This window comes from Hwanghaeella sp. LZ110, from assembly GCF_048892525.1.
Lineage (GTDB): Bacteria > Pseudomonadota > Alphaproteobacteria > UBA8366 > Aestuariispiraceae > Pacificispira.
The window spans coordinates 818,270-833,317 of record NZ_JBLZHT010000001.1; the positions used below are offsets into that span (position 1 = coordinate 818,270).

The following is a 15,048-nucleotide window of genomic DNA, read 5'->3' on the forward strand; positions in this document are numbered from 1 at the left end:
TATGTTTTTCTGGAAATCTTCCTGTACCTGTGTGCACTCTATGCATGGAGAGATGTACGCGGGCCACAAGTCTGTCTGATGTCAGGTCTGATTTCAAGAAACGCCAGGGGCGTTTGCCGGTTGAGAGGCTGGATTTGAGATTGGGTCGAATTGGCGTTGAGAATACAGGGTTTTGGTCTGCCGAGAGAAGATCGAGTGTAAGTAACCAAAGTAAATTTTGATCTACGCGCGATACAGAATGATCTGACTTGGCGCGAACTGCAAAGGACGGAAGCAACATGGCTGTTGATGGCGAAATCCCAAAAATGGGTTACGAAAACGGCGCGGACGATCAGTTCAACTTCGTTAGCGACGAAAATCCCATAGCCTCCTCTGCGGTGACGGTACCAGAACCCGGGCCCGGTCAAACGCAGACAATGACGGTTACTCCAGGGCAAGCCTTGCAGGTCGATTTCGATGTCGAAAGCGCGCAGGTGTCCGGGGATGGCTCTCAAATCACCATGACGCTTGCCAATGGCGGCACGATTGTCTTGCAGTCACCCACGCCGGGCGCTTTCACGGCGGATCCGCCGGTACTGTTAACGCCCCAAGGGTCTTTTGAGCAGGCGCTGCAGACCTTTGGCGTGGATGGCAATGGCAATCAGACGCAATTTACGCAGGCTGCGGGCGATAATGTATTCCAGTTTGGGTCGTCAGATGACGCCGTTTTGGCAGGGGATGCGATCACGGTTGATCGCCCTGAGGCTGGCGGTACAGCCTTCTATGAAATTCTGCCCGGGCAGCCGCTGCAATTGACTTTCAGCCTGGATGACGTTTCAGAAATCCTGCAAACCGACAATGACATCGTTCTTGTGTTCCCCACCGGGGAAGAAGTTCGATTCCAGTCGATGGTAGAGGCGGCCTTCTCTGATGCGCCGCCTATCTTGTTGATGCCCGATGGGGGCCTTGTCTCGGCGCAGGAATTGTTGAGCCTAGGGTCAGATATCAATGCCCTGGCAGATGCCTTGCAAGGTGTTGATTCTGCAGCTGGGAATTCGTCGGTCGGTCCCGTGACCCATTACGGCGATGGCAGTGCAGAAGATTTCAGCGGTATTGGTCTAGGCGACATTGCGGATGTGCCGCGATTCCTGTCATCGCCCCCACCGCCTCCGCCGCCCCCACCACCGCCCCCACCGCCACCACCCCCGCCGCCGCCGCCACCGATTCCGGCGCCGCCGCCTATCCCCACACCGCCCCCGCTGCCGCCAGCGGATACCGCGCCTGGTGATTTGACGGTACCCCGTCTGACCGTGGATGAAGATGATCTGGCGATTGCAGATGGCGACCTTGTGGATGGCACAGATGCTGCCAATACAGCGGCCGACCAGATCAGCCAGGGCACATTGCCGGTCAATGTGAATTTCGGTGCGGATGGCCCCGCTGCCACGAATGCGCTTGTATTCAGCGCTGGGACGCCGTCTGCAATGTCCGCCCTGGGTGTGACATCCGATGGGGAGGCATTGACTTATGCGCTTTCAAACAATGGCACGGTTCTGACCGCCAGCACGTCTGAAGGCACAGTGTTTACTGTCACTCTGGTTCCGACCGGCGTTTCCGGCACAGTTGGCAATTACAACATAGAGTTCGACCTTGTTGGCACCGTGGATCATCCCACAGCGGGTGAGCAGGATGTCCTGAGCTATGTGAACGGTTCCGGACAGGGCGTTTTGACCCTGGTCGTCACCGATGGTGATGGGTCCACCGCGAATGCCAGTTTCGCAATCGGTATCCGCGATGATGTACCTCAGATCACGCTGGAGTCCGGGTCGATTGTTCAGTCGACCTCTGTTGCTGTCAGTGAAGACGATCTGCCCGATGGCAGCGATCAGTCGGATTCCTTGTCTGCTTCGGCAGATCTGGGCCTGTCAGGCGGCGTTCTGGCGACAATCGATTATGGTGCAGACGGTCCGGCCGCGGGTGCCCCTGCAACCTTGTCGTACGAAGACTTCGATTTTGCCATTGTCGGCCCAACGGGGCTGACCAGTCAGGGCGACGCGATCACTTATAGCCAGACCGGCGACGTTTTGACCGCAACGGCGGATGGCCGTGATGTCTTTACCGTGACGGTGAATTCAGACGGAACCTATACGTTCGAGCTGAAAGATACCATTGATCACGACGCGGGCGATTCTTATAACTCTGAGACCCTGACCTTCACGATCAATGGGACGCCAAATGCGGCCACTCAAGCCGCTGCGATTGATGGCGATGGCGACCCGGCAACGGGGATTGATGGCGTTCTTGTTACGCAATCGTTCAATGTCGGCATTGCCGATGATGTACCGGTCGCGGAAGTAGCCCATACCACGAATCCGTCTGAACTGGCCGGAACAGTGGATGAAGATGATCTGAACGATGGTACGGATCAGTCCGACTCACCCTCTGTTTCTGGTAGCATCGGGTTCGACGCGGGCGATTTGATCACCATTGATTATGGTGCCGATGGGCCTGCCGCCGGCTCTCCGACCGGACTTGGCTTCGATGATATGGACTTCACCATAGAAGGACCGGTTGGTCTGACCAGCCAGGGTGAAGAGATAACCTACAGTTATGACGAAACAACAGATACGCTGACCGGCACGGCGGATGGTCGCGATGTGTTCACTGTTTCCCTGGATGGGTCTGGTGGATTTACCTTTAACCTGCTCGACAGCATCGATCATCAGGATGGCTCGGGTCAGAACATCACGGAACTTGGCTTCCGGGTGACGGGGGAGCCGAACGCGGCTGCCTTAGCGTCGACCGATTATGACCAGGATGCTGTTAGCAATCTGGACGGGATGACTGTCACGCAGGAATTCCGCGTCGCCGTTGTCGACGATGTTCCCCAGGTTCAGAATAATCAGGATGCCGTTGGTGCGGCTGTCACCGGTGCGGTCGATGAAGACGATCTGACCGATGGCACCGACGCGACCAAGGAAAGCCTGACAACCGGTGGCGATATGGGCCTGGCCGGTGGCCGCGATCTGGTCACGATTGATTATGGTGCGGATGGCGCGGCGGATAATGCGCCAACGGCCTTGCAATATGACGATATGGACTGGGTTGTTACAGGTCCTGCGGGTCTTACCTCCGGTGGGGAGGCGATCACCTATAATGATCCGGCTGGCGATGTGCTGACCGCGACGGCGGGCGGGCGTGATATCTTCACGGTTACGCTGAATTCCGATGGCAGCTATACCTTCGAACTGTTGGATCAGATCGACCACGAAACCGCTGATGGACAGAATGTTGAGGCATTGTCCTTCAGCGTGACCGGTACGCCGTCTGCTGATGCCATTGCGGATATCGCGGATTATGATCAGGATGCCGCCAATGGTCTGGCGTCCCAGCAGATTACGCAGACTCTGGCGGTTGATGTCACCGATGATGTGCCTGTCGCCATCGTAACCGATACGGTCGTTGCGGCCGATACGGTATCGTTGGACGAAGACGATTTGGGCAATGGGTCCGATGGGACGGGGCCGGCGTCTGCAAGCGGAAGCCTGGGCTTGGCCGGGCATGCGCTCTATACCATCGATCTTGGCGCGGATGCCGCCGGATCGACTGGTCCGACAAGCCTGAATTACGATGATTTTGATTATACCATCACGGGCCCAACCGACCTGACCTCCAATGGTCAACCAATCGTGTTTACCCAAAGTGGGGATACATTGACGGGTGTTGCCGGTGGCAACGATGTCATGACCGTGACGCTGAATGCGGACGGGACATATACAGTTGCCCTGCTGGACCAGATTGATCATCCAGCCGGTGCCGGGGAAAACACCCAGAATCTGTCTTTCAGCCTGTCTGGGACGGTGAAGGACGGTGTGGAAATTCTGGATGGTGATGGCGATCCGGTTGACCTGTCGAATGTGACGGTCAGCAAGGGCTTTGCTGTTGAAATCGTTGATGATGTGCCCGTTGCGTTGGATGACGATGGGGGCCAGACGAAAGTTGATGGCACGCTGTCTGGAAATGTCCTGACCAACGATACGGTCGGTGCCGATGATGATGGTACGACCCTGGAAGTCACCAGTTTCACCTATACCGATGAGAATGGGGCAACCCAGACTGGTACAATCGGTGAGGCTGTTGATACGCAATACGGTTCCTTCACGCTGAACAGCGATGGGTCCTGGACGTTTGATCCGTCTGACAGCGTTGATTTTGCTGGCGGAACCTCCCTGACCGAGGGCATCACCTATACGATCACCGATGATGATGGCGACACGGACAGTGCCGTTCTGGACCTGACAGTTGTTTCCGGTCCCGGTATCACGGTTAATCTACCCCCATCGGGTGATCCGAATCTGGGTGCCAATGGTGCATTTGTTGATGAAGATGACCTGACTGCTGCGCAAGGCGACAGCGATGTTGGTACGGATGGAACCGGCAGCTCCGCTGTATCTGGTACGATTGATATCGATGTTGGAAATGCCGGTTTCGGGTCACTGACCATTGCGGGATCTGCTGCGCTGGATGCCATGACTCTGTCTTCTGATGGCGTTGGTCTGGTCTATACCTCAGATGGTGACGTTCTGACCGCGACTGCGGGTGCTGGCGGTCCGACTGTCTTCACCGTATCGATCACTGGTGATGAATCCTCTGGTTTCGGCTGGACCTTCGATCTGGTTGGCAATCTGGATCATCCAGACGGTGCAGGTCAGAATGTCATTAACAATCTGCCCTTTACCGTTACGCTGATGGATGGCGATGGCACAGCGGTGTCTGATATCATTCAGGTGGATGTTGTTGATGATGTGCCAGTTCTGGCAATGGGCGACGCGCCCAGCCTTGCCACCGCCGTCACGGTCGATGAAGACGATGCGACGGGGGGCACTGATGGCGCCGATTCTTCTTCTGCAACCGGCGATCTTGGGCTGATTGGCAAAGATCTGTTCACGGTCGATACAGGGGCGGATTCTGACTCCGCAACGGGCGGAACCACGCTGACCTATGGTGATTTTGACTACACCATTTCGGGGCCGACGGATCTGACCTCCAATGGGGTTGCGATTACCTATAATCAGGTTGGCGATGTCTTGACCGCCAGTGCGGGGAGCGAGACTGTCTTTACCGTCACGCTGAATTCTGACGGAACCTATACGTTTGATCTGCAAGGCAATATTGATCACGATACCGCCCAGGGCGAAAACCAGACCGATCTGACTTTCAGTCTGTCTGGCACCGTTAAAGACGGTGTTGAAATTGTCGATGGGGATGGCGATGCGGTTGATCTGTCTTCCGCAACAGTCAGTCAGACATTTGGCGTCACCGTTGTTGATGACGTGCCGGTCGCGACCGTCAACAATGACGCCATTGGCACGGCCACGACCGCAACGGTGAATGAAGATGATCTGTCGGGTGGTAATGACATTATTGCAGGCGTGGATTCTCAGACCGTTGATGTTGCCGATGGCGATAGCAATGATTTGGTGTCCAGCGGCGATCTGGGGCTTGCGGGCCGCGATCTGGTCAGCATCAACTATGGTGCCGATGGTCCTGCTGCGGGCGCGCCGACGGCTCTGCAATATGATGACTTCACCTATACGATCACTGGCCCAACAGGTCTGACCAGCCAGGGTGAAGAAATTACCTACAGTCAGACCGGCGATGTGCTGACCGCAACGGCTGATGGCCGCGAAGTCTTCACCGTTACCCTGGACGGCAATGGCGGTTACACCTTCGAATTGAAGGATACGCTGGATCATGCGCCAGGCAATGGTCAGAACACCCAGAACCTGCAGTTTAGCCTGTCTGGCGTTCCCAATGCAGATGCACTGGCGCTGACTGACTATGATGGTGATGCGGTGGAGGGTCTGTCGGGCGCGACGATCACACAGAGTTTCTCTGTTGATGTCACCGATGATATTCCTGTCGCCAACAGTGATCCGCTTGTCTTTGCAACAGAAGGCGGCGCGGAAGTTGGTGGCAACCTGCTGGCCAATGACTCTTTTGGCGCAGACAGTGCAGGCGGCAAAGTTACCGCTTTCAGTTATACCGATGTGAATGGCGATTCAGCCACCGCGCCTGCCGGATCAACCGTCGATACACAGTATGGACAGTTGAATGTTCAGGCCGATGGAACCTGGTCCTATACACCCAATGAAGATGCCGACCATACCGCGACAGGTGGTGCCGCGCTGAATGATAATTTCAGCTACACCATTGTTGATGGGGATGGCGATACGGCGACGGCGGATCAGCCGATCCGCGTCCGCGATGATAAGCCGACGATTACCATCAACCCACCGCCCAGTGGCGACCCGAATGTGGACGTCAACGGCGCCTTCGTGGATGAAGATGACCTCACCTCTGCTCAGGGTGATACGGCGATTGGCAGCGATGGAACCGGCAGCAGCGCCGTTTCCGGTACGCTGACGATTGATGGCGGACAGGATGGAATCAGTGGTGTTGCGCTGTCTGTTCCAACCGAACTGACCGATATGGGACTGAAGTCCGGCGGCGTGCCGCTGACCTATTCCACCGATGGTCAGACCATCACCGCGATGGCGGGAACGGTTACGGTCTTCACCGTGGCGCTGACTGGCAATGCAACGGATGGCTATGGCTGGACCTTTGATCTGAAGGACAATCTGGATCATCCAACGGCAACCGCAGAAGATGTAATCAACAATATCCCGTTCACGGTAACAGTGACGGATAATGACGGCTCTCAGGCGTCTGCGACGCTGGAAGTGGATGTCATTGATGATGTACCAACCGCGCGGGACGATGGTGAATACCGTGTTCAACAGGCCGGTGGCACAACCGACAGCACGGTGACAGGCAATCTGCTGACCGACAATGATACTGTGGGCGCCGACAGTGAAGGGGCCGCGGTCGTATCCATCACCTATACGCCCGAAGGCGGCGGGGCTGCTGTCTCGGCGGTGGTTGATCCCGTTAATGGTGTGACCGTTGATACCGAAAGCGGCACGTTGACGGTCAATGCCGATGGGACTTGGAGCTATACCGCAGACGACGATGTACAGAATGTCGGCGGCGCGGATGTCCATGATGACTTCACCTACACCCTTCAGGATGGCGATGGTGATCAATCCACCGCCAATGTTTCGGTCTCTATTGGCGATGATGGCCCCGAAATCTCCTTCCCGACCGATGACGGCCCGCAGGCCGTTGGCGATGGCTTGGTTGATGAAGCCAATCTGGGCTTGGAATCCGGTGATACTGTCACCGGTTCCGATCCAACCCCCGATTCTAGTGTAACCCGGCCGATTACTGTCGACTTTGGTCAGGATGGCCCGGCAGCCAGCGACGCGTTGGTATTGGAAATTCCACCAGCGTTGGAGAATATGGGCCTCACGTCGAATGGCGTGACCTTGACCTATGCGCTGTCAACCGACGGATCAACGATTACCGCATTGGCGGGGACAGAGGCTGTGTTCACGATGTCTCTGTCTGGAAATCCAACAGATGGCTACAGCTATCAGTTTGATCTGTTGGGCAATCTGGACCATGCGTCAGGCCAGGGAACCAATCTGATCGAAGATATTCCCTTTACCCTGGTTGCGACCGATGGCGATGGCACGGTCACCAAGGGCGACATCAAGATCGACGTTCAGGACGATGTGCCGGATGCTAAGGACGATGGCGAATATCGCCTGGATCAGGCCGGGGATTCCATCGGCAATTCCGTCACCGGCAATCTGCTGACCGACAATGATACGGTTGGGGCGGATTCTGATGGGGCCACGATCACGGCCATCACCTATACGCCTGAAGGCGGCGGTGCGATGGTCAGCGCGGTTGTTGATCCGGTTAATGGCGTCACGGTTGATACCCAGTATGGCGAATTGACCGTTGGGCCGGATGGCTCCTGGAGCTATACCGCTGATACAGACATTGTGAATGTCAGCGGTCAGGATGTTGAAGACGATTTCACCTATACATTGCAGGATCGCGATGGCGATACAGATACCGCAACGGTGCATCTGGTGGTTGGGGATGACGGACCTGAAATCTCCTTCCCGACGGATGATGGCCCGCAGGTCACCGGCGATGGCCTGGTGGATGAGGCTGCATTGGGCGGCGAAGCAGGGGATGTCACAACCGGATCTGTCGGTACAGGCGCGTCCAGCGTAACCCGGCCAGTTGCGATTGATTTTGGCGAGGATGGACCTGCTGCGACCAATCCTGTCGTTCTGGAAATTCCCCAGGCGCTGGAAGATCGTGGGCTGACATCGAATGGCGAAGGGCTGACCTATACACTGTCTACCGATGGGTCGACGATAACAGCTGTTACAGATCCCAGCGGCACGCCGGTCTTTACCATGACCTTATCTGGAAATCCAACAGATGGCTACAGCTATCAGTTTGATCTGCAAGGCAATTTGGATCATGCCCCGGGTCAATCGGATAACCTGATTGAAGATATTCCCTTCGCTGTGGTCGTGACAGATGGCGATGGATCGGTAACCTCCGGTCTGATCAATATCGATGTTCGGGATGATGTTCCTGACGCGATCGACGATGGTGAGTACCGCCTGCAGCAGGCGGGTGAAACGGTAGACAATACCGTTACCGGCAATCTGTTGACGGAAAATGATGTCACCGGCGCCGATGCGGCGAAGTCATCTATCACAGAAATCAGCTATACGCCGGAAGGCGGCGGTGCGGCTGTCTCTGCTCTTGTCGATCCGATCAATGGTGTCACGGTCGATACCGAAAATGGGACGTTGACCGTCAATGCGGATGGCTCCTGGAGCTATACTGCCGACAGCGATGTGCAGAATGTCGGCGGTGCGGATGTCAGCGATGACTTCACGTATACGTTGACTGATGGGGATGGGGATTCCGATACAGCGACGGTCCATCTGGTGATCGGTGATGACGGGCCTGAAATCTCCTTCCCGACGGATGAGGGACCTCAGGCAATTGGCTCTGGCCTTGTGGATGAAGATGATTTGTCCATGGACGCGGGTGACAGCGTTGATGGATCGGATGGATCTTCGGCCTCGTCAATCACGCGCCCGGTCGATATCGATTTTGGCGAAGATGGGCCGGCGACAACCGATCCGGTTCAACTGGAAATTACACCGGAATTGACCAATTTCGGCCTGAAATCGGGCGGCGAGACGGTCACATATACCCTGTCAAACGATGGTATGACGATTACCGGTTCGGCCAACGGCGCGACGGTTCTGACCATGTCTCTGTCTGGCAATGCGACGGACGGATTTGGCTATACATTCGATCTGGTCGGACCGTTGGATCACGCCCAGGGTCAAGCTGAAAACCTGATCGAGAATATCCCATTCGGACTGGTGGCGACCGATGGTGACGGGTCTGTTGCTAAGGGCTCCATCGAAATTGATGTGCGCGATGACGTGCCCAATGCAGTTGATGATGGAACCGTTGTTGCTCAGGAAGGTGGCGATGCCGTCACGGGTAACGTGCTGACCAATGACAGCGCCGGGGCCGATGGCATCACACTGACCGGTTTCACTTATAACGACGCAGCCGGGACGCCCCAAAGTGCCGCCGCTGGAACCACTGTAAAGACTGAGTTTGGGACACTGACGGTCAATTCAGATGGCAGTTGGACCTATCAGGCAGACAGCGATATCCCCAACAACGAAGCAACAAATGTTGCGGACGGGTTCACCTACACCATCGTCGATGGGGATGGCGATACAGACTTCGCAAGCCAGCGGATCGAAGTGGGCGAAGATGTCCCGACGATCAGCTTTAAGGAAGAACCAGGTCAGCCGGATTCTCCTACCGGCAACCGCGCTGTCGACGAAGACGATCTGGGGTTGGAAGCAGGCGATGTGGAAACGGGTACAGATGGCACCGGCACATCCTCTGTTTCTCAGGGCATGACGATTGATTTTGGCGATGACGGACCCGCTGCGACCAACCCGGTCGTCTTGCAAGTGCCACAAGCGCTGGAAGACATGCACCTGAAGTCTGACGATCAGGAACTCAGCTATACGGTTTCATCCGATGGCCAGGTGATCACGGCGTCGAATGGTACGGAAGATATCTTTACCGTTTCGCTGTCGGGCAATCCGATTGATGGCTATAGCTATACCTTTGATCTGACTGGAAATCTGGATCATCCCACCGGTAATGGTGAGAACATCATCAATGATATTCCGATCAATGTCGTTGTCACCGATGGCAATGGTTCTGTTGCCACGGGTGTTATTAATATCGATGTCGTTGACGATGTCCCGACCGTTACCCAGGCCACAGGTCCGTCTGTTGCGACCACTGTAACGGTAGATGAAGACGATACCACAGAAGGTACAGATGGCAGCCAATTGCCCATCGCGACTGGTGCACTGGGTCTCAGCGGCATTACGTTCACGTCTAATGCAGGCGCGGATTCCGATGGCGCGACCGTCACGGGCGGCGTGGATTTTGATCCGTCGGGCCTGACGATTACCGGGCCGACCGGTCTGACCTCAAATGGGGAAATGATTACCTATGATCAGGTTGGCAATGTTCTGACGGCGTCTGCCGACGGACAGCCAGTCTTCACCGTTACCCTGAATGGCGATGACAGCTACACCTTTGAATTAATCGGTAGCATCGATCACCCGGCGGGTCTGGATGAAAACGCAACCACGCTCGACTTTGGTTTGACTGGCACAGTCAACACCACCTTTGAAGCGACCGATGGCGACGGCGACACAACGTCTGCTGGTGCCGTTACAATCAATCATGGTTTCCAGGTAGTCGTCACCGACGATGTGCCTGAAGCGATTGTCAATCAGGATGCGGTTGGCACGGCTGTTACGGGTGCGGTTGATGAAGACGATCTGGGCGATGGCACGGATGAGACCAAGGAAGGCCTGACGACGGGCGGTGATCTGGGTCTCAGCAATGGCGATCTGGTTTCTATTGATTACGGCGCGGATGGTGCAGCTGCCGGGGCTCCGACGGGTCTGGGCTATGACGATCTGACCTATACGATTGATGGTCCTGCGGGCCTGACCAGCCATGGCGATGCGGTGACGTACAACCAGGTTGGCGATGTCCTGACGGCAACGGCCGGCGGCCGTGACGTGTTCACGGTGACGCTGAATGAAGACGGCTCCTACACCTTCGAACTGAAAGACGCCATCGATCATACCGATGCCAATGGGGAGAATGTTGACCAGTTAAGCTTCACCCTGACCGGCACGCCGGATCAGGCGGCACTGGATGCGGTGCGTGACTATGATGCCGATGCCGCCGATGGCCTGGCCTCTGCACAGATCACCCAGACCTTTGGGGTGGATGTCACCGATGATGTGCCTGAAGCGATTGTCAATCAGGATGCGGTTGGCACGGCTGTTACGGGTGCGGTTGATGAAGACGATCTGGGCGACGGCACGGATGAGACCAAGGAAGGCCTGACGACGGGCGGTGATCTGGGTCTCAGCAATGGCGATCTGGTCTCCATCGATTATGGCGCGGATGGTGCAGCTGCCGGGGCCCCGACGGGTCTGGGCTATGACGATCTGACCTATACGATTGATGGTCCTGCGGGCCTGACCAGCCATGGCGATGCGGTGACGTACAACCAGGTTGGCGATGTCCTGACGGCAACGGCCGGCGGCCGTGACGTGTTCACGGTGACGCTGAATGAAGACGGCTCCTACACCTTCGAACTGAAAGACGCCATCGATCATACCGATGCCAATGGGGAGAATGTTGACCAGTTAAGCTTTACCCTGACCGGCACGCCGGATCAGGCGGCACTGGATGCGGTGCGTGACTATGATGCCGATGCCGCCGATGGCCTGGCCTCTGCGCAGATCACCCAGACCTTTGGGGTGGATGTCACCGATGATGTGCCGGTTGCAGTGGTCAATCAGGATGCGGTTGGCACGGCTGTTACGGGTGCGGTTGATGAAGACGATCTGGGCGATGGCACGGATGAGACCAAGGAGGGCCTGACGACGGGCGGTGATCTGGGTCTCAGCAATGGCGATCTGGTCTCCATCGATTATGGCGCGGATGGTGCGGCTGCCGGGGCCCCGACGGGTCTGGGCTATGACGATCTGACCTATACGATTGATGGTCCTGCGGGCCTGACCAGCCATGGCGATGCGGTGACGTACGACCAGGTTGGCGATGTCCTGACGGCAACGGCCGGTGGTCGTGACGTGTTCACGGTGACGCTGAATGAAGACGGTTCCTATACCTTCGAACTGAAGGACGCCATTGATCACACCGATGCCAATGGCGAAAATGTTGACCAGTTGAGCTTCACCCTGACCGGCACGCCGGATCAGGCGGCACTGGATGCGGTGCGTGACTATGATGCCGATGCCGCCGATGGCCTGGCCTCTGCACAGATCACCCAGACCTTTGGGGTTGATGTCACCGACGATGTACCTGAAGCGATTGTTGATGTCAGTGGCGTTGGTCAGGCGACCAATGCGATTGTTGACGAAGACGATCTTGCCGATGGGACGGATGACACCAAGGAAGGTCTCAGTGCCTCTGGCGATCTGGGCTTTGGCTCAGGGGATCTGATCACCATTGACTATGGCGCGGATGGCGCGGCTGCAGGAGCGGCGTCGACGGGCTTGGGTGTTGCGGATCTGGACTTTACTATCTCTGGACCGGAAAATCTGACCAGCCAGGGTGAGCCGGTAACCTATAGCTATGATGCAGGTACCGATACCTTGACGGGTATGGCGGGGGGCCGCGAAGTCTTTACCGTCAGTCTGGACGGTCAGGGTGGCTATACCTTCACGTTGAAGGACAGCCTGGATCATACTGACGCCCAGGGTGAAAACGCGATGGATCTGGGCTTTACCGTCACCGGTGTGCCCAGTGCGGCGGCTTTGGCCTCGACAGATTATGATCACGATGCGATTTCCGGCTTGGCCGATGCCAGCGTCTCGCAGACCTTCTCGGTCTCGGTTGTTGACGACGTGCCGGTGGCAACTGTCAACGACCTGACGACTGGTGGTGAACCAACCATTCTGACCGGGCGCATTGATACTGAAACCTATAATGACCCGGGTACGGGCTTTACCGTTTCGGCACGCCAGATCGATGCCAGTGGTAATCTGACCTCCCAGTCGATTGACAATGTTTCGGTTGGGAATTCAACAGCGGGCCCAGGCCTTGGTGTTAAGGCAACGCCGGAATCCGGTGTTGCGGGTCAGTTGGGGTATGACCCGACCGAAGTTATCTCTGAGCAACTGGTTGTGGACTTTGACAGTGCGGTGACCGGTGTCAGCTTCACCGTCGCCAACTTGTATAATAACGAGTTCAATCAGGGCGAAGGTGTCGAGGAAGGCCATTGGGCCGCCTATAATGACGGTCAGTTGGTCGCAGAGGGCGATTTCACTGCAAATGTGGGTAACAATCAGGGCAGCTATACGCTGGACCTGCCAGAAGGCGTGACGATCAATCAGTTGGTGTTCAGCGCCAATCCTTATGCTCAGGGCATTCCGGATGCTGAGGACGGGCAGACCACGAACGTAGACAGCTCTGACTACTGGATCACCGGGATTGATTTCACCTATATCGATCCAAATGGCGGCGGCACTGGAGAAACTACTGTCACCGGCGAGACGGTCATTCTGGATGAAGATGATCTGGCCGATGGGTCGGATACCGATAAGGAAGGTCTGTCCGCGAATGGCGATCTGAACCTGGCAGGTGAAGATTTGATCACCATTGATTATGGTGCGGATGGCCCTGCTGATGGTGCCCCGACAGCACTGCAATACGATGATCTGGACTTCAGCTTCGATGAATCCACGCTGCCGACGGATCTGACCTCAGCGGGCGATGCAATTACCTTCACTCAGGATAACGGTGTCCTGACAGCAATTGCGACCGATGATCTTGGTGCGACGCGCCCGGTCTTTACAGTTACCCTGAATCCGGATGCCAGCTATACGTTCCAACTGATCGATACGCTGGATCATCCTCAGGCGACGGCGGAAGACACGATTACGCTGAACTTCGATATTCTGGGAACGCCGAAAGACGGTGCCGGAACCGACTATGACCTTGATCCGGCTGCTTTGGATGGTCTGGTCTTCCAGCATGAATTCGGGGTTCAGATTGTCGATGACGTGCCCACCGCGATTGACGACAGTGCGGGTCCTGTAGAAGAGGGCCAGTCTGTCAGCGGCAATGTTGTTGATGCCAATGATACGGTTGGTGCCGATGGTGCCAGCGTGACGTCGGTGGAGTATACGGATGGGTCGGGTAATACCGTAACCTATACGGTTGATCCGGTGACGGGCGCGACGATCACGGTGGATACCGGCGTTCTGACGATTGCAGCGGATGGCAGCTATACCTTCACGACGGGTGACGATGCGGTTACAGGCTCGGAGTCTGTCTTCGAGAACTTCACCTATACGCTGACCGATGGGGATGGCGATCAGGATACGGCGGTGCTGAGCATCGAGGTGACCGATGATGATGTCCCGACGGTGACGATTGACTATCCAGGAGCGAACGCGACGGCGGGTGTTGTGAATGAAGATGACCTGGGCAGCGAAGATGGGGACGTTGCTCTTGGCAGCGACCAGAGCGGTGCATCTTCGGTCAGTGGCACGATTGGCATTGATACCGGTGATGATGGCTTTGGGTCGATTGCCCTGACGGTGCCGCAGGCACTGGAAGACATGGCGCTGACGTCCGGCGGTGAAGCGATCAGCTACAGCGTCTCGACAGATGGCCAGACGATCACCGCCATGGCGGATGGATCGCAGGTCTTCACGGTCAATGTGACCGGGAATGAAGCGGACGGCTTTGGCTGGACGTTTGACCTGACGGGTCAGATTGATCACCCGACAGGCGATGGCGCGAATGTCATCTCCGGCCTCCCCTTTGGCGTGACGGTGACCGATGCCGATGGCGATGCCACCGATGCAACGATTAAGGTTGATGTCGTCGACGATGTTCCGGTTGCGGTGGATGATGCGACGCTGACGCTGGAAGAAGGTGGCAACACGGTCACCGGCAATGTGATGGGCAACGACACGGAAGGGGCCGATGGCGCTGAAGTGACATCGTTCACCTATACCGATG

The 15,048-nt window shown here is 56.5% G+C and carries 1 protein-coding gene; it reads left to right on the forward strand.

Annotated features, from left to right (window positions below; all coding sequences use genetic code 11):
• Window positions 1-278: 278 nt before the first annotated feature.
• On the forward strand, window positions 279-15,048 hold a 14,770-nt coding region (locus ACOSDM_RS03645; RefSeq protein WP_420723119.1), incomplete at its 3' end, for a DUF5801 repeats-in-toxin domain-containing protein.